At 42.6% G+C, this 18,690-nt stretch carries 31 protein-coding genes; 4 read left to right on the forward strand and 27 right to left on the reverse strand.

Going from position 1 to position 18,690, the window contains the following annotated elements:
- Positions 1-45: 45 nt before the first annotated feature.
- The 26 genes from DQN58_RS08280 to DQN58_RS08405 form a co-directional block, all read right to left on the reverse strand.
- Positions 46-699: a hypothetical protein gene (locus DQN58_RS08280; RefSeq protein ID WP_006718611.1), complete on the reverse strand. Its 654-nt coding sequence runs from the start codon at positions 697-699 to the stop codon at positions 46-48.
- Positions 700-702: 3 nt separating this feature from the next.
- Positions 703-1,047: a DUF3168 domain-containing protein gene (locus tag DQN58_RS08285; protein WP_006718612.1), complete on the reverse strand. Its 345-nt coding sequence runs from the start codon at positions 1,045-1,047 to the stop codon at positions 703-705.
- A 1-nt stretch (position 1,048) separates the two neighbouring features.
- A complete protein-coding gene (locus DQN58_RS08290; protein ID WP_006718615.1) occupies positions 1,049-1,531 on the reverse strand; it encodes an HK97-gp10 family putative phage morphogenesis protein in 483 nt (160 codons plus the stop codon).
- On the reverse strand, positions 1,524-1,847 hold the full coding sequence (locus DQN58_RS08295; protein ID WP_006718616.1) for a phage head closure protein: 324 nt from the start codon (positions 1,845-1,847) through the stop codon (positions 1,524-1,526). Before DQN58_RS08295 ends, DQN58_RS08290 begins: the two co-directional genes overlap by 8 nt.
- Positions 1,844-2,164 (reverse strand): head-tail connector protein, encoded by a 321-nt coding sequence (locus tag DQN58_RS08300; protein ID WP_032997907.1) that lies wholly within the window; start codon positions 2,162-2,164, stop codon positions 1,844-1,846. The genes DQN58_RS08295 and DQN58_RS08300 overlap by 4 nt, the downstream gene beginning before the upstream one ends.
- Positions 2,165-2,213: 49 nt before the next feature.
- Entirely contained in the window at positions 2,214-3,440 is a 1,227-nt protein-coding gene (locus tag DQN58_RS08305; RefSeq protein WP_006718619.1) for a phage major capsid protein, read from the reverse strand.
- A gap of 65 nt (positions 3,441-3,505) precedes the next feature.
- Positions 3,506-4,108: an HK97 family phage prohead protease gene (locus tag DQN58_RS08310; protein WP_006718621.1), complete on the reverse strand. Its 603-nt coding sequence runs from the start codon at positions 4,106-4,108 to the stop codon at positions 3,506-3,508.
- Positions 4,101-5,321 (reverse strand): phage portal protein, encoded by a 1,221-nt coding sequence (locus DQN58_RS08315; protein ID WP_006718623.1) that lies wholly within the window; start codon positions 5,319-5,321, stop codon positions 4,101-4,103. Before DQN58_RS08315 ends, DQN58_RS08310 begins: the two co-directional genes overlap by 8 nt.
- Positions 5,318-5,470: a hypothetical protein gene (locus DQN58_RS09920; protein WP_006718625.1), complete on the reverse strand. Its 153-nt coding sequence runs from the start codon at positions 5,468-5,470 to the stop codon at positions 5,318-5,320. Before DQN58_RS09920 ends, DQN58_RS08315 begins: the two co-directional genes overlap by 4 nt.
- Positions 5,467-7,173, reverse strand: a complete 1,707-nt coding sequence (locus DQN58_RS08320) for a terminase large subunit (protein WP_006718628.1) — start codon at positions 7,171-7,173, stop codon at positions 5,467-5,469. Before DQN58_RS08320 ends, DQN58_RS09920 begins: the two co-directional genes overlap by 4 nt.
- Positions 7,170-7,652, reverse strand: a complete 483-nt coding sequence (locus DQN58_RS08325) for a phage terminase small subunit P27 family (protein WP_006718629.1) — start codon at positions 7,650-7,652, stop codon at positions 7,170-7,172. The genes DQN58_RS08320 and DQN58_RS08325 overlap by 4 nt, the downstream gene beginning before the upstream one ends.
- A 128-nt stretch (positions 7,653-7,780) precedes the next feature.
- A complete protein-coding gene (locus DQN58_RS08330) occupies positions 7,781-8,152 on the reverse strand; it encodes an HNH endonuclease (protein WP_407641378.1) in 372 nt (123 codons plus the stop codon).
- Between the two features lie 41 nt (positions 8,153-8,193).
- Positions 8,194-8,475, reverse strand: coding sequence for an Rz1-like lysis system protein LysC (lysC, locus tag DQN58_RS10025; protein WP_456151145.1), 282 nt, complete (start codon positions 8,473-8,475; stop codon positions 8,194-8,196).
- Positions 8,381-8,737 carry a DUF2570 family protein gene (locus DQN58_RS08340; protein ID WP_006718636.1) on the reverse strand — a complete coding sequence of 119 codons (357 nt, stop codon included), beginning with the start codon at positions 8,735-8,737 and terminating at the stop codon, positions 8,381-8,383. Before DQN58_RS08340 ends, lysC begins: the two co-directional genes overlap by 95 nt.
- Positions 8,713-9,288: a lysozyme gene (locus tag DQN58_RS08345; RefSeq protein WP_006718638.1), complete on the reverse strand. Its 576-nt coding sequence runs from the start codon at positions 9,286-9,288 to the stop codon at positions 8,713-8,715. The genes DQN58_RS08340 and DQN58_RS08345 overlap by 25 nt, the downstream gene beginning before the upstream one ends.
- Entirely contained in the window at positions 9,272-9,508 is a 237-nt protein-coding gene (locus DQN58_RS08350; RefSeq protein ID WP_231957916.1) for an HP1 family phage holin, read from the reverse strand. Before DQN58_RS08350 ends, DQN58_RS08345 begins: the two co-directional genes overlap by 17 nt.
- A 150-nt stretch (positions 9,509-9,658) precedes the next feature.
- The gene (locus tag DQN58_RS08355) at positions 9,659-10,165 is read right to left on the reverse strand and encodes an antiterminator Q family protein (protein WP_006718641.1); all 507 of its coding nucleotides are present in this window, start codon (positions 10,163-10,165) and stop codon (positions 9,659-9,661) included.
- The gene (locus DQN58_RS08360; protein WP_006718646.1) at positions 10,158-10,520 is read right to left on the reverse strand and encodes a RusA family crossover junction endodeoxyribonuclease; all 363 of its coding nucleotides are present in this window, start codon (positions 10,518-10,520) and stop codon (positions 10,158-10,160) included. The genes DQN58_RS08355 and DQN58_RS08360 overlap by 8 nt, the downstream gene beginning before the upstream one ends.
- Complete coding sequence (locus tag DQN58_RS08365) at positions 10,517-10,810, reverse strand: DUF1364 domain-containing protein (protein ID WP_006718649.1); 294 nt, start codon at positions 10,808-10,810, stop codon at positions 10,517-10,519. Before DQN58_RS08365 ends, DQN58_RS08360 begins: the two co-directional genes overlap by 4 nt.
- 69 nt (positions 10,811-10,879) lie before the next feature.
- A complete protein-coding gene (locus DQN58_RS08370) occupies positions 10,880-11,515 on the reverse strand; it encodes a DUF1367 family protein (protein ID WP_006718650.1) in 636 nt (211 codons plus the stop codon).
- A complete protein-coding gene (locus DQN58_RS08375; RefSeq protein WP_006718652.1) occupies positions 11,485-12,003 on the reverse strand; it encodes a DNA N-6-adenine-methyltransferase in 519 nt (172 codons plus the stop codon). The genes DQN58_RS08370 and DQN58_RS08375 overlap by 31 nt, the downstream gene beginning before the upstream one ends.
- The gene (locus DQN58_RS08380) at positions 12,000-12,674 is read right to left on the reverse strand and encodes a replication protein P (RefSeq protein WP_006718654.1); all 675 of its coding nucleotides are present in this window, start codon (positions 12,672-12,674) and stop codon (positions 12,000-12,002) included. The genes DQN58_RS08375 and DQN58_RS08380 overlap by 4 nt, the downstream gene beginning before the upstream one ends.
- Complete coding sequence (locus DQN58_RS09935) at positions 12,671-13,444, reverse strand: replication protein (protein ID WP_006718655.1); 774 nt, start codon at positions 13,442-13,444, stop codon at positions 12,671-12,673. The genes DQN58_RS08380 and DQN58_RS09935 overlap by 4 nt, the downstream gene beginning before the upstream one ends.
- A complete protein-coding gene (locus tag DQN58_RS09975) occupies positions 13,444-14,208 on the reverse strand; it encodes a KilA-N domain-containing protein (protein ID WP_006718657.1) in 765 nt (254 codons plus the stop codon). Before DQN58_RS09975 ends, DQN58_RS09935 begins: the two co-directional genes overlap by 1 nt.
- Before the next feature lie 43 nt (positions 14,209-14,251).
- Entirely contained in the window at positions 14,252-14,548 is a 297-nt protein-coding gene (locus tag DQN58_RS08400; RefSeq protein ID WP_006718658.1) for a hypothetical protein, read from the reverse strand.
- Positions 14,549-14,568: 20 nt separating this feature from the next.
- Positions 14,569-14,769, reverse strand: coding sequence for a helix-turn-helix domain-containing protein (locus DQN58_RS08405; protein ID WP_032997910.1), 201 nt, complete (start codon positions 14,767-14,769; stop codon positions 14,569-14,571).
- A 120-nt stretch (positions 14,770-14,889) separates the two neighbouring features.
- On the opposite strand from DQN58_RS08405, the gene DQN58_RS08410 reads away from it, so the two are divergent.
- Genes DQN58_RS08410 through DQN58_RS08425 form a run of 4 tightly spaced genes read left to right on the forward strand, consistent with a single transcriptional unit; the run spans position 14,890 to position 17,561 of the window.
- Positions 14,890-15,582, forward strand: a complete 693-nt coding sequence (locus DQN58_RS08410) for a S24 family peptidase (RefSeq protein ID WP_006718662.1) — start codon at positions 14,890-14,892, stop codon at positions 15,580-15,582.
- Between the two features lie 45 nt (positions 15,583-15,627).
- Complete coding sequence (locus DQN58_RS08415; protein ID WP_006718663.1) at positions 15,628-16,680, forward strand: sensor histidine kinase; 1,053 nt, start codon at positions 15,628-15,630, stop codon at positions 16,678-16,680.
- Positions 16,673-17,041 (forward strand): STAS-like domain-containing protein, encoded by a 369-nt coding sequence (locus tag DQN58_RS08420; protein ID WP_006718664.1) that lies wholly within the window; start codon positions 16,673-16,675, stop codon positions 17,039-17,041. The genes DQN58_RS08415 and DQN58_RS08420 overlap by 8 nt, the downstream gene beginning before the upstream one ends.
- A gap of 31 nt (positions 17,042-17,072) precedes the next feature.
- Positions 17,073-17,561, forward strand: coding sequence for a hypothetical protein (locus DQN58_RS08425; RefSeq protein ID WP_155811790.1), 489 nt, complete (start codon positions 17,073-17,075; stop codon positions 17,559-17,561).
- A 359-nt stretch (positions 17,562-17,920) separates the two neighbouring features.
- Here the strand turns inward: DQN58_RS08425 and DQN58_RS08430 are convergent, their stop codons facing one another.
- Positions 17,921-18,445 (reverse strand): hypothetical protein, encoded by a 525-nt coding sequence (locus DQN58_RS08430; protein WP_006718666.1) that lies wholly within the window; start codon positions 18,443-18,445, stop codon positions 17,921-17,923.
- Between the last annotated feature and the right edge of the window lie 245 nt (positions 18,446-18,690).

The following is an 18,690-nucleotide window of genomic DNA, read 5'->3' on the forward strand; positions in this document are numbered from 1 at the left end:
CATTCAAAAAAAAATGACCGCACTTTTTAGGTGCGGCCGCACAGATTAAGCTACCGGCAAATGGTAGTCACGTTTTGCTTTTTTAATGGTTACACCGGAATCAAACTTACCTTTAACTTCACCGCTCCAGTTTTGAGAAGTTTGGATAAAGCCGGTACCATAAAGCGAACCTTGATTATTTTTCAAAATCATCATCCATGGGAAGGTTTCTTTACCGTAGAATTTTTTACGTAAATCCCGTTGCATTGGAGTGTCAGGGGCATAAAAGAATGTCAATTTGATTGAGCCGTACTCAATTTCACCCGCTTCGGTTTCAGTCCCTTCGCTACACATGGTTGTAACATCTTCTTCACCAAGCGTGTCACCGTCGCCTTCAATGTTTTTGATTGCGCAGAAGTTAGATGACCATTTAACGGTTGCCACTTTTGCCGTTGTGAAAGAGGTCGGCGCGTCTTGGTTACTCCAGTCCACTTCATCAGCCAACGTAATTTTTTCGTTTGTAACGGATTTCACCGGATAATAACCATCAAGAGAGCCAAGACCAGTTAATTTGACAAAATCACCGGCTTTAGCACCGTGACCGGTTACGGTAATTGTCGCATTCGGCTTTACCGTAACAGCTGTAACGGCTTTTTCTTCGTTTAAGCCGATACCTAAATAAAATTTAGTCCCTTGGAAAGGGGTTGTTTGTGTTGCCATGTTTTATTCTCCATAAGCAATTTGATAATTGATTACGCGACGATGTAGCTTTGTATCCGCTTCATAATCGCTAAAATCATTCATGCGCTCCGCAAAGTCGAACGCCGCCGAAAGTGCGGTAAAAATCTGTTTGCGCAGGCTAAAAATGTCATCAGGATTTGGGCTGTAAATGTCAATCTGCACCTGATAGTCATCAAGATCGCCATCTTCCAACGCCGAATTTGGTGAAATGTTCGGGAATTGATACACAATCACCGGGAAAGCCTTGTTTGTTTCCGGAATCAGCCCATAAAAACAACGCCCCGACACCAAAGGCGACAGGGCGCTAAAAAGTTTCTTCTGGATCATGTCATTTGCCAGCCTCCGCAATTATTTCTTGTTGCAGTGTGTCAATGATGGCTTGCGCCGCCTGTTCCTTCGATTGCTGAAAGGCGGGTCGCATAAACGGTCGCGCGGGCATTTTAGATGTGCCAAATTCAAGATAACGCCAGTAAAACGGATCGCGCGGATTGTACGCACTGGATTTACCGCCCTTTCCCTTGAATTTCAGCACTTGCTTGGTCGAAAGCCCCTTTACCCAAATATAGGCGTCAGTTCTGCCATTTTTGCCGACTTTCGTACGGCTTTGAATGGATTTTCTTAATGTACCTGCACGTCTGTGCGGCACGCTTTCTTTCAAGACTGGTGCGAGCGAACGCGCTTTGTCACGCACAATTGCACCGCCTTTACGCATTGCTTTAACGGCAATACGGTTAGAAGTCTTTCGCCCAAGGCTTTGCATTGCTTTTTGCAACTCTTTCAAGCCATCAACGCGGACCGTTACGCTACCCATTAATCACCTCTTTACACATAAGCTGCAACGATACATTGCGCTCCTGCGTATTGAGTACCGACACAATCTCTAAAGTACGCTTACCGAACTTAACCCGCATTGTCGGCATAATCCCGTCAAGATAACGGAGCCAAATTTGCGTAGTCACTTCCGATTGCACTTGTTGGGCCGAGAAATACTCGCGCCCGGATAGTGGACGCACATCAGCCCAAACAGTCGCAACGTTTTTCCACGTCGTCACCGCCGCGCCGTAGTCGTTTACGGTATTGACCTGCTTCTGCAATGTGATTCGATGCCGTAATTTTCCGATGTTCATATGTGTATAAACCGATAACGTTCAATGATTAGCCTTACAGTCGGCGGTAAATCAAAATTGCTCACGCCCTGCCCTTCATTCCATCCACCACGATTTTCAAACATATATGCCACCAACATTAATATCGCTATTTTCAGATCTCCAGTGATCTCTTGAGCGTTATCAGGTGGGCTATCCGGTAGCGTTTCGTAAAGTTTGCGGTTGGTGTAGTTTTCGATTGTCGCCTTGGCGGCTTCAAGGTAAACCTGAAGCAAATCGTCTTGATCGTCGCTATCAATTCGGCACTGCAATTTGATTTCATCAAGTGTGATATTCATCACGCCCCCGAAAAAGAAAAGTGCGGTCGAAATTAACCGCACCTATTGGTTATTTACCGATTAACGCTTTAATTGCTGAGGTATCTTCAAGCACGCAGTCAAAGCGGTGGAACGCTAAGAATGCGGTTTGGTCGAATTCGGCATAACGTTCAACCAAGCGTTTCAATGTCATGTACGCCACACGACGCACCACGAAGCGGTTGAAGTCACCGAAATACAAGAATTTTGCGTCTTTGGCAATGTCGGCGATGCCTTGATCGATAACGTATTGCTTACCAAGAATGGTAGATGGTGCCACGCCGGCAACATCAGGCAACCATAACGGGCGGTTTTGAGCGTCAACCATTTCTTTCAACACTTTAAAGGTGTTGTCGTTAAAGGCTAAACGGGAATTACCCACGTTACGGTAAGCCGGATCAACGGAGTGCAATAATGCGTTAATATCCAACCAGTCCACTTTACCCGCTACTTTAGCAGCGGTGGTGCCGGTAACACTTGCTGCCAACCCTTTAGGTTGTGCCGGTGTGCCTGCGCCGGTGCCTTGGATTAAATATTTTGCTTCTGCGCGTCCGATACGTTGTGCGATACGATCAGCCAAATAAGATTCGATGTTAATCGCGGAATCTTGCAATAATTCGTTAGATACGCGAATAATTTTGGATGATAATTTTTTCGCACCAAGGTTAGCGATGCCGAATGAAGTATCTGCTTCGGTTGCGGCAGTGTTTTCACCGATTAACTCACCTTCTTCGGTTGTGCCGTCGGCAGTGATCCATTCGATTGTACGACCGTCGGAGGTTGTCAAAATCTGCGCCACGGACGCGATACCGCCATAGGCTTTCATCTGCTCAACAATTCGTGCTTGCATTTCTTTCGGCACGGTATAACCGCCGTGATCGTTCACGCCTACGCCTTGGGCGCGCATTTCGTTTAATGCTTGACGTTCTTCCGGCGTTAAATTGGTAAGACCGTTACGTAAAAATGCGTTAAACGCCTGACCGCGACGCTCATCAACGGATAAAGTTTTTTCACCGTCTTTTTGGGCGCGTTTTTCAGCTTCCGCAGCTTCTTGTTCTTTGACGAATTTTTCATCCATCGAACGAAGTTCTTCTTCACGCGAAATTAAGGCATCTACTCCGTCCAATTCGGTTTTCATTTTGTTCCATTCAGTGCGTTGCTCGTCGGTCCAAGCGTTATCACCGATCTTGTCGTGTAATGTGCGCATTTGCGCGGCAATATTGCGACGTTTTTCTTGTAGCTCATGTAATTTAGCCATTATGTTTTCCTCTAGAGATAAAAAAACCGCACTTTTTACGGTGCGGTCGGTTTAATTAAATTGGTTTACTTGCCGGAGATTAACGATAAAAAACGTTCTCGGGCGGCTTTCTGATGTACGGCTTTTTGAATATCACCGTTGTTACGGGCCTCTTTCCACGCATCCAGCGATCGCGCCGTACTGCTTGCCTCTTGATATGCCGGATAAGTCACCGGGCTAACATCATAAAGGCGTGAAATTTTATGGATTTCGCGGATTACTACACCCTCATCATCTTCGTACCACTCGTCACCGTTGCGGGCGACGTTAAACGCAAATGATGATTGGGTAATATCTCCGCGCTGTAGCGGGGCAATAACAAGATCGCGAATGGTCGGCGTATCGGGTGCGATAATGTCATAACGCAACCCTTTATCATCAACGCTTAGCGATAATGTCCCCGCTTTTGAACGCCCTAAGATAAAATTCGGGTCATGGTTAAACAATCCACGCACGTCATCATCTAGTACGTCATCAAACGCACCCGGCATGATGATTTCGCGAAAGCCCCACATTAATTGCGAACGGGTATTAAAAACCGAGCCGTACCCAATGATGTGAGTTGGTTCGGAATCTTTACTTTCCGCCCGAACTTCGCCAACGTATGATCGTTTTTCAATATCACTCATCGGGTTCGTTCTCCTTTTTCTGATCTGATTTGACTTGCTGCGCCGCGTTGACACTAACAAGATATTCATCCAGTCCGTCAACCGGGTTCATATCTTCGAGTGTGCGGGCTTCGTTTCGTGACATCCAGCCATCAGTAATCGCGTTGTGATAAAACTGCGCTCTTTCAGTCGGTGTGCCACGCATGATTCCGCCGAGGTTAAATTTCACAAAATAGCCCGCCTTGCGTTCGGCTTGTGTAAATACCTTGCGGTTAATTTCCTGCTCCCAGTTCACGATCCAAGGCATTAAGCTGTAGCGGATAAACTGGATGGTTTGTTCCGAAATGTTTGAAAATGTCGCTTTTTCCAAGTCGTTAATCATGTGCGCAGGAACGTTAAAGATCCCAGCAATTTCCGAACGGTTGAGCTTCATCATTGATAACAGTTCGGTATCTACGGGTGATACCGTGAGCGCTTTATACTCAAGCTCACCCGGTAAAAGCACTGTTTTATTTTCTTTACTTTTCAGTTCCGCGCTGGCTTTATCCCAGAATTTCTTAAAACTCTCCCACGCTTTTTCATTAAGCGGCGTTTTTACATTGACAATCCCGGCGGGGCGAGCGTTTCCAAGAAAGAAACTTCCCGCAAAATCTTTCGCGTTCAGCCCTAGCCCGATCGTTTCGGCGTGCTGTTGGATAACAGATTTCCCCATTTTTAGGGAGGTCCCAAGGGCTTTTATGTGGATCATGTCATCAGGCGTAATTGATAACGTCTCATCATCGCCGTAATAGCCGTAAACATAACGGCTACCATTTTTAAGCAACTGCACCATCCACGGCTCACGGGTTTCAATCGATTTAATTTCACCATTTCGGCTGCGGACGATGTGTAAAAATGAATTACCGTGTAAAAGTACCGCACTTTGTCCGTACTCCCGCATTTTGTACGACGTTTGCCAAAAATTCGGGCTGTCGTGGAGCAGGTAAAATAACGGGTGGTCGCGCGCAGGCTCAATGTTTTTACCGTCTTTGCGCATAACGTGTAACGGCAATTGAGCAATGGCGCTTGATAGCACATAAACGCACGCGTAAACCGCGCTTAGCTTCATCGCCGTGTCGGCATTAACTGTGCGTGATTGTCCGCCGCTGAATAACTCATCATAAGCCCCCTCGGCGCTCAACGGCGTTTTCGGATTTTCAAGGGAGCGCGTAGCAAATAATTTATCAAAAATCATTTATGCCCCCGAGATGAGATAATGGCGTATAACAAGCAAAGCACGCCGCCAACAATACAAGTATCAGCGACGCCATATTGTAGGTAAACGCCGGTACATAATGCGCCAAGTCCAGCCAAACCGACCAGATCAATAAAAAATGTTCTCATAGCGTTAATACCTCGTCCGGGATAAAAATCCCGTCATCTTCATTTAGCATAATTCGACCGATTGCCATCATTAACGCAACCGCGCCATCAATTTTGTTTTCTGGAATTTCTTTCACCGGTCTAACGATGTCATCATTCCCGGCGGCAGTTTTCCCGACCACATTACCAATACACCAAGTCATGATAGGGTTCCCGTCATGGTGAAAACGGCCTGATTCGATAGCCGCTTCAAGCTCTTTCATCGGATCTGATAAGTTGGTGTAGTTCTGTGTGATGGTTATCGGGTTTAATCCCTCGTCCGCCATATCGTGAGAGATGGCGATCGCGCCGTGTGGGTCAATTGCAGCACAGTTAACCTGATGCTCCCTGTTTGTGTCTTTCACACATTCAAGGATTTCGCGATAGTCCACCTCTGCGCCGTCGGTTGCGATTAAATGCCCGCTGACTACCCATTTTTGGTATTTATCCACCACTCGTTTTAAAGCAGTATCAGTACTAAAAACAGTGTCTTCCGGCACAAAAAACAATGGAGAAATACAGTAATAATGACGTTTACCATCAATAATTCGACTAAACACCCGCACAAGTGAGTTCATATCGAGCTTTCGCGCCATATCCAGGCCGAGGAAAACTTCTTCACCTTGGAAATCTTCAAGGCTTAATGTTTCGTCGTAACACTTCTCCCAGCTCACCATGTTGAAATAGGATTCTTTCGCTGATACCCAAACATTCAGGTGCTTTGTTTTGAATTTATTCGTAAAGCGTGGATTATTGATCGCCTGTTTCTGCTGACTTATCAAATAATCCGCATAAACCGAAACGTCAAAATTCGGGTTAGCTTTTTGTAGCACTTCCGGACTTGTCCAGTCGTCGCCCTCGTCGATTGTGTAGATTAAACCGAACAATTCATCATTCGGCACCGTGCCATTCAGCATTTCAATCACTTCGCGGCGCTTGTCGTAACAAGGACCTTCAATGTTGTAACCCGCCGTCGTGATAATCCACATCAACGGCTGGCGACGTGCGCCCATACCGGTGAGCATTGTTGTATAAAGTTCGTCGTCTTTATGCTCATGGTATTCGTCCACGATCGCACAACTCGGCGACGCACCGTCCCCGGGGTTCCCGATTAATGGTTCAAAGCGTGATCCGTCGGCGGGGCGGTTAAGATTGGATGCGTTAACTTCAATTTCGAATGTTTTACAGAGCAATTCTGTTTTCTTACACATTAACCGGGCAGGGCGGAACACCTCCCACGCTTGCTTCTCGGTTGTTGCCCCCGAATAAACCTCCGCGCCGAACTCGCCATCTACGCAAAACATATACAACCCAACACCGGCAGAAATAGCCGATTTTCCGTTTTTACGCGGGATTTCGGTATAAACTTCACGGTAACGGCGTAATCCGCTGATTTTCTTGATCCAGCCGAAAGCGTTTGCCACTGCGAATAATTGCCACGGCTCAAGCGTAATTAGCTGTCGTTTTAACGCCCACTCGCCTTTAGTGTGCGGCAAAAGTTGAATAAATTTACAAGCCCGTTCCGCCAGTTTTTCATCAAAGCGAAAAGGAAAATCTTTGTCTTTCTGATTTTTCAGATCGTCTAAATGCCGTTGACAGGCTTTAATCACCAGTCGGCAAGCGGGGATTTTTCCGGAAACAATGTCCTTTGCGTATTTGTTCGCTTTTTTCACATTGTCGGTCATTGGAATAACTCCGCAAATGGATTGCTTGATTGCGTATCAGCATTGCTCATTAGTCGGCTCCGGCTACTTGGGTCAAGTCCAAGCAACGAGCCGAATTTTGCCATATCAGCCAGTGCTTCTTTCAGGGTCGTGTAAGCAGGGTTCCGCTTTAATCCACTTTCCGTCTCAATAGTTCCACCGAATTTTTTAATATCAGCGTTAGCGGCTTTTCTGTTCTGATACGCAATGCAATAGTTAGCAACGGTTTCTAAGTCGGTTTTCAAAACTATACCCTGCGGGCAAAGCTCTTTTAACACAAAGTGCCACATTACAATGCCATCATCATTCAAATCATCAGGCGGCGGGGTGTCGATCGTTAATTGTTCAGAAACCAATTCATTTTCGTTTAATTTTCGTTTGCCGGGGTTGCCTTGCCGTTTCTTAACTGCCGTAGGCTTAGGCTTGCGCCCACGCCCCGGAACAAGTGCTTTCCCTGTCATTTTGGCGTTTACCTCAAAATCTTAATTTCGCGGTTGTGAAAATTGAGTTGAACGGGCGGTATCCATAGATGAAACCTATAGAGATTTACCCACCCCCTCCCCGTGTAGAATTGACCGCAATTTAAACGCTATCTCAAGCGCTCTCTTGCAGTTTTAAATTTATGACATGAATTACATAAACTTTGTAAGTTTGAAAGATTGTCACTGCCACCATGTGCTTTAGCTATGATGTGGTCAACGGTTGTTGCTGTAACATATCTACCTTTTTTTAAACACTCTTGGCATAGATACTTGTCACGCTCTAAGGCGACGGTGCGCAACGCTCGCCACTGTGAGCCATAACCGCGTTGGCTTGCCGTCTTGCCTTGCTGGTGTCGTTGCCATCCGCAACCTAAATGCAGTTCACAATAACCGCTTGAATGCGTTGTTGTGTTCTTACATCCCTGTTTTCGGCATGCTTTAGGTATTCTTGCGGGCATTTCCATTCCTATTGTGTACATACAACAAAGGGCGCTTGTTTTAACGCCCTTTAATTTTCTATTTAGTGCTGAGTGTTCTCAACTTGCCACTCGCGGATCTTATCAATACGATTTAAGCACATGTCGCGCTCACGCTTAAGGATGACTGAGTATTGAGTGATGTCTCCGTATGTGTTGCCGTTAAACCCTGTTCTGTCTAAGTGGGCAATGTAGGCAGATGGCAATGCAGGACAACCGGCATCTTGTGGCTTACTTCCGCAAGAACTCAACAACATTACGAGGAGCGGAAGCATTATAAGGATGGCTTTGTTTAATATCTTGTGGGATGGATTTAATAACTTCATCTGATTCGCTCCGTGCTTCTGCTTCTTGTTTCGATAGCTCTAACATGATGCGCTGATTTTCAGCCGCTTCGTCTTTTAGCCTTGTTATCTCTTTTTCTTTTTGAGATAACGCTTGCGCCTGCTCTTTGTTGTCGGCTCTTAAGTCAATAATAGTGTTGTACTGGTACCGCAAAACGCCGAGCAGGCACAAAACCGCAACGACACCAACACATATCGCACCAAACTTAATCCGCTTAATTAATTGTTCACCGGGGTTAAACATAAATCACGCTCTCTTATTCTGCGCTTCATAATTGACGGGTGTGGCTTTCCGTTTACGCCGACATAGTTCGTAAATGTGTTACACATACGCACAAAATCTTTATCTAAAGCCGCTTTGTATAACTGAGTTTTAAGACGCTTACCCGATTTTTTGTCGTAGTAGTAACGAGCACCGCCACAGCCTAAATTATGAATAACAGACCCTAAAGCATCTATTTGATTTTGATTCATGTCTGCACCGTTAAAGTAAAGCATGATGCAATCACCTGATTTCTTGAGATCTTTGGCATATTGCTCCGCTATTTCTTCATCGGTGTAGCGCTTATTTTCAAGAATCATTGTTCCGCCAGTAACGGCTGCGCCAATACCGTAAGTTAAAACATGAGCCGAACAGCGGTAAGGGTCACGGCGACAACCTTCTTCGTCGCCAATAGCTTGGGCCCCCTCTTTGCTGATCACAAGGTCATCCGCATAATCAGTGTAAACCTTGCCGACAATAACACTTACCAAACACACCGCGCCGGCTAACGTTTTTTTAACTGTTTTGTTCATTAATCAGATTCCCGTTTTTGTCGCGGATTCCCGCTCGAATTTCTTCAAGCTCCAGCATACGTTTTTTATATCTTGATTCCCGCCAATAGCCGCAAACCGTCACAATAATACCTATCAATATAGCCCATTCAGACAATGTGAGCGCACCGATAAATCCTGTAACCCAACCAAGGACTTGAGACTCAATCGGCATATCCTTAAACACTTGCATTTTTGCCATACCCCACCCCGCTTTCCTCGAGGCAATAAAAAACCCCAACTGTTACCAGTCAGGGTTTGTTTAAATCCACATCTATTAATTTCATCGGTGAACATCACTTACACGACGACCACCATATATTCAAATGATAGGACAAGATGACAAGGTTTGTCAATATATAATTTTGATACTTTTTGCATTTTGTCGCCCAGTTCGAAGAATAACGAAACCGGTTACAAGCAGTTCGTGAATTATCGCTTTTGCCAATTTCAATTCTTTTTCAACATTCCGCTTCACTGTTTTAAGGCTCGGAATGCGAATATCTGACTTACCAGCGCACGGCTGCATTTTCATCTCTCCACAGTTTTCACGCAGTTTAACGGCTATGCGATTTATCGTGTTTTTGTTTACGTAATACGAAAACACGATATAGTGTAAAGTGCGGTCGTTCTTGAAGAAGAATTGCTCGATAAGCTCACTAATCATCATGCCTGTTTCATCATCACACACAGGTTCGCTTGGTTCTGCCGGAATCACGCTTTTCATTAATCTAGCGATGATATTTAGCCCTGGTTTATCTAATCTACCTAATCTAATCCACGCACCCCATGGGTACATGTGCTTATCAACAAATTCTTCCTGTTCCTCGGTTAGTTCTAATTCGCTAAATTTACGCATCGATACCTCTAATTTTAATGATTGACTTACCTTTACTTACTACGCCTTTTTCCTCGATTGAGTATTTGCGGATGATTTTGCGGTTATCGTCTTTGATTAATCCGGCGCCGACCAAGCTATCAAAAATCCCTTTAGGTAAATTATCAAGGTCACGTGGGCGGTTGTCTGGGAAGTAGATTTCCATCTTGATTTCAACCGCACTTTCAAACGGATCGAACTGCGAACAAACCTCAGTAGCAATGCGTTTAAATTCCCGCCCTGCTTTTGATATGTAATGCTTACCTTGTCTTGTGTGCTTCCAGTAGTGGTTTACACTCGGCGGGTACGGTAGGCAGATTTCAAGCCAATCACTCATAACTTGCCCTCGCGGATTAAAATTGCCTGAGTGCGTGCCATACCCTCCAAATGAGCCAGTAACAGTTCGTCCTTGGTGTAACCGATCTTTGTTCGTAAATCGATTGCGTCGTGACAGCTTGAGCACGCCCACGCCCCTAATTGGTCGGGCGCTTTTTGCCCTGCTCCAGTAATGCCAGCGGCGCGTATGTGTGCTAATACGGTTGTTTCCGGGTTATAATTACAAACACCAACTAACCGCACTTGGCATTCTCGCCCTTTAGCTTCTTTTCGATAGTCTATTTTTCCCATATTTTCACCTCTAAAATTGATCGCACTTTTTTTTGTTTGAACTGTAAATTATTGGTTGACGGTTGCAGCTCAACCGCCAAACCCTATTAATTGATTAATCTTGTTATCCAGTGCCGCTTCGTCTTCATAGATATTACAAAGCGTTTCGTTCCAGATGACGCCGTACACCGTTTTATACACATCGTTGAATCGTTCCTGGCTCATGTTCGCGAATGAGATTGACCAACGCTCTTTAACGGTTCCCCCGTCTTGTGCCGGTTTGATATCGTAAAATCCCGCTTTTTTCATCACATGATCGAGATACGATTCAAGGGTTTTCATTCCCTCATAATCCAATTTTGATTCACGATTCAACCGCACTTTTGCCAGCACGCTATCTGCTATCGGTTTAGTTACGTTCTGATACAGATTCTCATCGTTGGCCGCTACTGCGATTTCTCTTGCGACTGCCTGCGCTATCCATTCTTCGGCTTGGGTCAGTACGCTAAATTCAGGCTGCCAATATTCAAAACCTGCATCAAGAAGCGCGAAAAACTTCTTGTGATGTTGGTAATTCCGATTGTTACCGATGGGTGTAATTTTTACCGCACTTCCAACCGGCAACCCCTTGAGTAAATTGCGGTCGTAGTCTGTTTCCGCTACAACCGCACCATTCGCATATTTAACCGCGTGGATTACCGTTTTTTTCGGCTTTTGGCTCGCCATTCGAGTTCACCTAAATCATCGATGTGGACATGACGGATAACTTGCCCCATATTTCGGTGACGCGGGTCAAATATCGCTAAGTGATTACCACGACAGACATCAGTCCATAACCCCGTTTGAGGACTTAAAAACTTAATGCGGCCACCAACAATAAAACGGATTTCTGTCGCTTTTTGAGTGATTAAGGAAAACCATTCTGTGCTAATGTCAACCGGTAACAACATAACCACTAAGCAGTTGTAATTTTCGAACAACTCGACAGAGCGCTTGATAAAACTTAATGGATCGCTAAACGGCGGATTGATGAAAATACGCTCGTTTTGTAGCGGGTAAGTTAAGTAATCCATTTCAGGCGTTACATATCGCTCAAGTTTTGCGTTGTGCGGTAGTGCGGCACCATCAATCGTAAAGCCAAATTCAGCATGAATCGGGTTAAATAGCGAAAGTGATGTTGGGTATGTGTCCTTATCAAATTTTCGCTCTGTCATCTTTTCATTCCTATAATCTGTTTAAGTTTTGCGATGTTTTCTGCGGCTTTTTCCGGACTGGTTGGCACGGTTGTTTGTGTCGGTAGTTGTTTTCTGCGTGCCGGTATTGTTTCGCCGCTTTCAATTCGCTTTGCTATTGCCTTGAGTGCCTGTTCGCACTCTTTTTTAAATTCCGTCGGTGTCCATTGGTCACGACGACCGCGGCTGCACAAGTCGGTTAATAACCAGTATTCTGCGTCCGATAAATAATTAAATTTATCCTCACCGTCCGTGCAGTAAACCGCTTGAAATTTACTTACTCGCGCCGGCAATTCGTCAGGTGTTGGCAAACCAAGAGTGGAGTAATCCGTTATGTTGCACCATGCGATGAATTGACCTACTGACGGGAAAAACGCGCTTGCTTGTGTGGCGGCAATATCAAGTCCACGTTTGAGTTTTAACGGGGTAACTACGCCGGCTTTGAGTAATTCTTCAAGCCAAATTTGCTTTGCGTAGTTGTAATCTTCGGTGGTAGCAAACGCTTGTTTCCATGCGGGGTGTAACGCTTTCAGCCGCTGGAACATACGATCAACAAGTTTCGTTGCGTTGTCAGAAATCCGCGCTTTTTCCACCGGCGCGCGATAGTTTGGCTCGCTACCGATGACCTGCGCTAAGTTTGCTACGGTTCTCATATCATCGACCCTCGCGGCACATTGACCGTGCGACCGATAGCCCAGCTGCCGTCATCGGCGAAATCATCGCGTTTTTTGCCTTTCGCGCCGGACAGGTTTTTACACCAATCAGCCCGAAAACCTTGCCAGTTTTGGCAAATAGCGATTTCGATTGCTTCGGCAAGCGGAATGCCTGCCTTGTCGGCTTCGCGCTGAAATCCCTCAAGTGCGGTCCTCGTAATCGCCGCTTTTTTCGATTTTCGGTGTTCGGCAAAATCATCAGCAAGCTGACCGGTAATACCGAACTCGGCAAGCAGCGAAAGTGCGGTATTTTTTTGCGAAGTTTTTTTAATTGTATTTAATGGTGTATTTATATTGTTTTTATGTGAGGTACATTTTTTGCTACTGGTACTAGGTACATTTTTTGCTACTACCCTAGTGGCATTTTTTGTCACTGGTTGTATTTCTTGTAACTGGGTACATTTTTTGCTACTGGTACTAGGTACATTACGAACCAAATAAAATTTATTTGTTATGCCTAATTCGCGCTCAGTAATAATCAAGCCCGCTTGCTCTAATTCGTCGATAACGGCGTAAATCGTGCGCTTATCCTTGATCTTCGTTTTCTCTTGGAATTGAGATACGGAAATGTAATCGCTTTCCCGCTGCCAGCCTGTTGTTTGACGCGCGATTAATAAATAACACTTAACGGCGTTCCCTGATAAATCAGCAATCAATTCATCAACAAACGCATTGGGGATTTGGAAAGAATTAACGATAAAATCACTCATTACGCCACCGTCTTATCTTGTTTGAAATTACCATTCCAGTTTGCTTTCATCGGTAATTGATTTTTCATGTACCAGTCATAGATTTTTGCTGCGCCCTTTTGCAGCAAAACCGGCTTGTAAAAAATACGCACTTCTTGACCGTGTTCGGCTACCTGTGTGTTTTCTTCGGTCAGATACACATCGCGCGCACGGGATGTTACGCGCCAGCCGTATTTATCCTTGTAAACCCAACCTTTACGAGCCAAGAAATCATTGATCTGCGAAGAATTAGCACCGTTTAACCCTTTTACAAACTGAGGCGCGCTCATACCGTGGCGGAAATAGCTCTGCATTGATTCAATCTGTTCTGATTTCTGTTTGCTATCCAATAAAGCGCGTTGTTCACCCTCTTTTGCGTCAGCCCATGCGCGAGCCGCTGCAACCGGATCAGAAAAGTCAGGTAAAAGTGCGGTCGAATTTTGATTTGTTACCGCCCTATCAAAAGTGCGAATAACGTATAAGTGGAATTTAGGACTAATCCACATTGCGTAAGCGTAAACAAGTTCTTTACTTACGAATGTTCCAAGTCCTTGTTTTGTAAGGATAGACGGAAATCCGTCTTTTGAAATTTCGCCGATTAATTCTTGCGTTTGCTGATTTGATAACCAGTAAGCAGGGCGATGACGACTTTCACCACCGCTTGCTTGATGTAAATCATTTAAGCAAAAACGCCCTTGTTCATCTTGGCGAATTTGTGTATCATAAAGCTGTATTTTGGTTTTCATAAAAAATTCCTTCGTACAGAACCACTGTTGCCGCCGTGGTTTTTTATTTGCCCAAATATTTCTCGCGCAACCGGTCGTCAAAGCCTTTTGCCGCCAATAAAAGCAGTTCCAACTCTGATTTCTCAATTGCTACGTGAGAATTCACATCGAAAACATCAAACCCGTTTGCCGCAATAAAATTAAACGCCTGATTAGCGTCTTCATTGCTGACAAAACGGCTCAACGTGGACGGCGAACATTCCATTTCGTCCGCGATCTCGCATTGTTTCTGTTTCCAGTATTTGTTCATAACCCGATCTGAAAGTGCTTTTGCGGATCGGGTGAGTTTATTGCGTGCCATTGCGCTTGCCTGTTGTTAGATTAATTCCATACATCGGGACGTAATTCAGCTTTCTTTACGGCTTTTTCGGTGACAGCCTCAATTTTTCTAGCCAAATAAATAGGCGTTTTTGCTTCGCCTGTTTCAATTTGTCTTAAAAAAGATTTTGAAATACCAATTTTTCTTGCAAAGTCAGCTTTAAATCCGCGGGGGCGATCAGCTAAGTAGTTTTTAAGTTCCATTTCACCTCCGATATTAAAAACTAAATATAGTTTAGCATTACCTAAATACAAAAGTAAATAAAGTTTATTTTTTGCTAGTTTAGCTATTGCTAAATATCATTAACAGAATGGGAGGGATGTATGAATCTAGATAAAAATGCGATCACAAAAGTACGGAGAGAAAATCTAAAGAAATGGTTTTCAGATAAGACCGTACCTGAAAAAGATAGAAGTTTTGTTTCTCAATTGATAAGCGGAAAAACTCCATCATTTGGGGAAAAGGCTGCAAGAAGATTGGAAAATGAAAATAATATGCCTCCGTTCTACTTAGATACTCCCCAGTCAACTGAAAGCATAACATCAAACGTAAAAGAAGTAGGCGCGTTTGACTTATGGGATCGCAACACACCACTAAATAGCGATGAATACGCAGTTCCGTTTTATCAAGATATTAGACTTGCTGCTGGAAATGGCTTTGCTGATGATATTGCCGACTATAACAACTTCAAATTGCGTTTTTCCAAAGCAACACTACGTAAACAAGGCGTACAGTACGAAAATGCGGTATGTGTGATTGCTGATGGAAATTCAATGGAGCCTGTAATCCCTGATGGAACTACTGTAGGCATTGATATGGGAAATAAAGTGATTCGAGACGGCAAAATCTATGCCATCAATCATGGTGGGTTATTGCGAATCAAACTGCTCTACAATATGCCAAACAATCAAATAAAAATCCGTAGCTATAACACTGACGAGTACGACGACGAAATAGCCAGTCTTGATGATGTTTCCGTGATTGGCAAGGTGTTTTGGTACTCGGTGTTGTTGTAGTGAGCATAGAAGTTATTTGTAAATACTCAATAAAGTCTAATAAAAATGAACAAAAAAAAGAATAATAATTCCCCAATAAAGTTTAGGGCACCCTACAAATCAGGAAAATATCATATATTCCCAACACCAAACATACTTAATATATATAATGAAGAATCCTATGAAAGCACAGTAAGATACATTAACTCACTAGACAGTATAATAAAGAATAAGTATAAAAATGTAATCATTAGCTTTGTTGATTGTGAATACATTAAAGCAGCAGCAATGATGATTTTTTATGCAAAAATAGAAACTATCCTAAAAAAATCCGATGTAAATATATCTATAAAAATGAGCCTAAACAATGAAATTAATAAGTTTATAAAACAAGTAGGTTTAATTTTTTTATGTGCCAATAGATGCTCAGAAAATGATATTAGAAAAACAAAAGATGGCTATCCAATTATTAATGGAAATGAGGGTGAGTTCAGAGATGATATTATTGATTTTATAAAAAATGAAATATATCAAGGAGTGCTAACTGACGAAGAAGAATACACTCTTAGTGACGCAATCCAAGAAGCGATGAGCAATGTTTATCGTCATGCCTACCCCAAACATACCCCCAGCAATCAAAGACCTTGGTGGTGGATGTGTACAGTTGTAGATGATCAATTATTTCTTCTATTGTACGATAAGGGGCAAGGAATTCCCTCTACTTTTACCAAAGGCAATAAGTTATTTGACAAAATTGATTGGGATAGTAGCGACGTAAAATCTGTAATAACGCCGACACTAAAACAATATAAATTACCAGAATCTACCAATATAGCAGAACTAATCAAAAATACTAAAGTCTCAGACTCTATTATAATAAGTCTAGCAATGTCTGATGACATAACAAGAATGACTGGAAATGACAAATATAAACACGGTCAAGGTAGTAAAAGTATAAAAAAACTTGTTTCTGACAATAAAAATGGTAAGTTATGGGTGTACAGTAATAGAGGATTACTTTTCTATCAAGATGATAGAACATTGCCTGAACTGTACAATATGAGAAATTCAATTGAAGGCACTTTAGTGCAATGGAACATAAGGATAAAAAATGATTAAAACCATTACCATAGTCAATGATTTTTCCCAAAGTCCTTATGGGCGTAACGAAGACGATGTAACTCCTGAAGAATACAAAAATACAGGGAAAGCATTTAGAGAAACGCTGTTAGCTCCCGCTTTAAGAGATAAAAGCAATGATAAAGTAATCGTCGTCCTTACTGGATATAACCGATATGGTCGTTCATTTTTAGATGAAGCATTCGGAGGATTAATTAGAAAAGATGGATTTACCTATCAAGAACTTCTAAAACGCTTGGAATACAAACATGATACTGTAAAAAGTATAGTCAACTTGATTAGTGAACGCCTTGTTAAAGCGGCCAAAGATTTGGGACAGCTTCCAGATGAAGATATTTAAGGCTAAGCATATCATATCAATAGTGCTTATAATGGCAGTTATTGTTCAATTGACAATATATTTTGGTAAATTACTAGATTTAAAAGATAGCATTACTGTATTCACATCATCTATTGTTACTGCCGCCGGTTGGTATTGGGCGGCACATTTAAATCATAGAACATTTGAGAGAAGTGAATTTATAAAAAACAAGGATAAATTAACTAATCTTGTCGATTCTTGTTTTGACAAACTTGATGAATTATTCTCTAAAAGAGAAACTACACCGGAAGACATAGAGATTTTTATAACAGAAAAGACAACTGAAATAGAAAATAAAGCATCCCAACTGTCTAGAGTATTTAAATCTGAAATTATTTTCCTTACCACAGACACTCTAACAAAGATGAAAAGCTACCCGTTAGATTTATTTGAGAATAATAATACGTTCCATGAGAAAAAATCTAAATTACAAAAATTTAGAACTGATGTTCTTGAAGAAATAGATCAAAATTATGAAGAGTGGTTAAAGAAATTATAATTTTTATTTAACCTCCATGACCGCCCTCGAGGCGGTTTTCTTTTGCCCATCTACCACCAAACTCCCCTCATGTAAATCTATATAGATCTGATTTAGATCTAAATAGACCTAAAACACCGCACTTTTCTACCACACTTTTAAAAGCCCTACTTCTCCACTTTCTTTTTTTGTGATCTAGGTCACAAATTCAAAAATTAATCAAAAATAAATTCATTTAGAAATCAAGATTTTACTAAATAAAAGCAAAAATAAACTAAATTTTACTAAACAAACCCTTTACTAATTATTTAGTATTTGCTAAATTATAGCCATCAAAACGAGATGCACAATCTCGACGCTCTTTAAAAATTTGAAACAGGTTAGTGATGGGAATTCATGCTCTTATCGAGCTCAGCAAGAACAACATTGCGAATAAGTGGATTTAACTCATATTTATCATTAGTCCAGCCGTACGAAATAAGTTCTTTTGACAAGAGTTTTTCAATGGCTAGCTGAGTTCTGTTATCTGGGAAAATAATTCGCTCATTAAGGCAGGACATTGCAAGAACATGTTGCTCTTCTGTTGATAAATTATGAAGTAGATTGATTAATCTAGCTTGCTCTGAATTAGTTTTTAATGATTCACGCAGTTTTGAAATAATTGATTTGGTCGATTTAGAAATAAGAATCCAAATCATCGTAGAAACCAACGCAAATATCAAAGAACCAAAATTGGCAAGAGTGAACCAATCAGGAAAGAATGCCGGTGTTTTAGCGTTGAGATACAACGTTAATTCGGGCGGAATGAACGTAAAGCCAACAAACAAGAAAACGAAGAACATAGTCATGTGATTAAAAACTACCTTGGTAAGTATGGTATTAAGTAACTTGGCGTACTCTTCCATGATGTTCCTCTGATTAAATTGTAGTCGCAGAGAGCATTATATTCCTCGTTGTAGTCGCATACAAGAGGGCTTGAGCCTTACAAGCATAAAGAAAGGCGCTCATCATTAACCTGTTTCGAGTTTTAGACAATTTGATCTCATGCGGGATATAAATTATCGGCTGATTTAAGTCGAGTAACCCCCAAGCAGAAAACTGTGTCGCGTGTTTAACCGAAAAGAGGTGGTTGGTGAATCAAGGGCAGCGC

The sequence above is a fragment of the Aggregatibacter segnis ATCC 33393 genome (genome assembly GCF_900476035.1).
Taxonomy (GTDB): domain Bacteria; phylum Pseudomonadota; class Gammaproteobacteria; order Enterobacterales; family Pasteurellaceae; genus Aggregatibacter; species Aggregatibacter segnis.

Bases quoted from the DNA above. Each gene is read 5' to 3' on its own strand.
- DQN58_RS08280 (WP_006718611.1), bottom strand. From the start codon at position 699: ATGGCAACACAAACAACCCCTTTCCAAGGGACTAAATTTTATTTAGGT.
- DQN58_RS08285 (WP_006718612.1), bottom strand. From the start codon at position 1,047: ATGATCCAGAAGAAACTTTTTAGCGCCCTGTCGCCTTTGGTGTCGGGG.
- DQN58_RS08290 (WP_006718615.1), bottom strand. From the start codon at position 1,531: ATGGGTAGCGTAACGGTCCGCGTTGATGGCTTGAAAGAGTTGCAAAAA.
- DQN58_RS08295 (WP_006718616.1), bottom strand. From the start codon at position 1,847: ATGAACATCGGAAAATTACGGCATCGAATCACATTGCAGAAGCAGGTC.
- DQN58_RS08300 (WP_032997907.1), bottom strand. From the start codon at position 2,164: ATGAATATCACACTTGATGAAATCAAATTGCAGTGCCGAATTGATAGC.
- DQN58_RS08305 (WP_006718619.1), bottom strand. From the start codon at position 3,440: ATGGCTAAATTACATGAGCTACAAGAAAAACGTCGCAATATTGCCGCG.
- DQN58_RS08310 (WP_006718621.1), bottom strand. From the start codon at position 4,108: ATGAGTGATATTGAAAAACGATCATACGTTGGCGAAGTTCGGGCGGAA.
- DQN58_RS08315 (WP_006718623.1), bottom strand. From the start codon at position 5,321: ATGATTTTTGATAAATTATTTGCTACGCGCTCCCTTGAAAATCCGAAA.
- DQN58_RS09920 (WP_006718625.1), bottom strand. From the start codon at position 5,470: ATGAGAACATTTTTTATTGATCTGGTCGGTTTGGCTGGACTTGGCGCA.
- DQN58_RS08320 (WP_006718628.1), bottom strand. From the start codon at position 7,173: ATGACCGACAATGTGAAAAAAGCGAACAAATACGCAAAGGACATTGTT.
- DQN58_RS08325 (WP_006718629.1), bottom strand. From the start codon at position 7,652: ATGACAGGGAAAGCACTTGTTCCGGGGCGTGGGCGCAAGCCTAAGCCT.
- DQN58_RS08330 (WP_407641378.1), bottom strand. From the start codon at position 8,152: ATGTACACAATAGGAATGGAAATGCCCGCAAGAATACCTAAAGCATGC.
- lysC (WP_456151145.1), bottom strand. From the start codon at position 8,475: ATGAAGTTATTAAATCCATCCCACAAGATATTAAACAAAGCCATCCTT.
- DQN58_RS08340 (WP_006718636.1), bottom strand. From the start codon at position 8,737: ATGTTTAACCCCGGTGAACAATTAATTAAGCGGATTAAGTTTGGTGCG.
- DQN58_RS08345 (WP_006718638.1), bottom strand. From the start codon at position 9,288: ATGAACAAAACAGTTAAAAAAACGTTAGCCGGCGCGGTGTGTTTGGTA.
- DQN58_RS08350 (WP_231957916.1), bottom strand. From the start codon at position 9,508: ATGGCAAAAATGCAAGTGTTTAAGGATATGCCGATTGAGTCTCAAGTC.
- DQN58_RS08355 (WP_006718641.1), bottom strand. From the start codon at position 10,165: ATGCGTAAATTTAGCGAATTAGAACTAACCGAGGAACAGGAAGAATTT.
- DQN58_RS08360 (WP_006718646.1), bottom strand. From the start codon at position 10,520: ATGAGTGATTGGCTTGAAATCTGCCTACCGTACCCGCCGAGTGTAAAC.
- DQN58_RS08365 (WP_006718649.1), bottom strand. From the start codon at position 10,810: ATGGGAAAAATAGACTATCGAAAAGAAGCTAAAGGGCGAGAATGCCAA.
- DQN58_RS08370 (WP_006718650.1), bottom strand. From the start codon at position 11,515: ATGGCGAGCCAAAAGCCGAAAAAAACGGTAATCCACGCGGTTAAATAT.
- DQN58_RS08375 (WP_006718652.1), bottom strand. From the start codon at position 12,003: ATGACAGAGCGAAAATTTGATAAGGACACATACCCAACATCACTTTCG.
- DQN58_RS08380 (WP_006718654.1), bottom strand. From the start codon at position 12,674: ATGAGAACCGTAGCAAACTTAGCGCAGGTCATCGGTAGCGAGCCAAAC.
- DQN58_RS09935 (WP_006718655.1), bottom strand. From the start codon at position 13,444: ATGAGTGATTTTATCGTTAATTCTTTCCAAATCCCCAATGCGTTTGTT.
- DQN58_RS09975 (WP_006718657.1), bottom strand. From the start codon at position 14,208: ATGAAAACCAAAATACAGCTTTATGATACACAAATTCGCCAAGATGAA.
- DQN58_RS08400 (WP_006718658.1), bottom strand. From the start codon at position 14,548: ATGGCACGCAATAAACTCACCCGATCCGCAAAAGCACTTTCAGATCGG.
- DQN58_RS08405 (WP_032997910.1), bottom strand. From the start codon at position 14,769: ATGGAACTTAAAAACTACTTAGCTGATCGCCCCCGCGGATTTAAAGCT.
- DQN58_RS08410 (WP_006718662.1), top strand. From the start codon at position 14,890: ATGAATCTAGATAAAAATGCGATCACAAAAGTACGGAGAGAAAATCTA.
- DQN58_RS08415 (WP_006718663.1), top strand. From the start codon at position 15,628: ATGAACAAAAAAAAGAATAATAATTCCCCAATAAAGTTTAGGGCACCC.
- DQN58_RS08420 (WP_006718664.1), top strand. From the start codon at position 16,673: ATGATTAAAACCATTACCATAGTCAATGATTTTTCCCAAAGTCCTTAT.
- DQN58_RS08425 (WP_155811790.1), top strand. From the start codon at position 17,073: ATGGCAGTTATTGTTCAATTGACAATATATTTTGGTAAATTACTAGAT.
- DQN58_RS08430 (WP_006718666.1), bottom strand. From the start codon at position 18,445: ATGGAAGAGTACGCCAAGTTACTTAATACCATACTTACCAAGGTAGTT.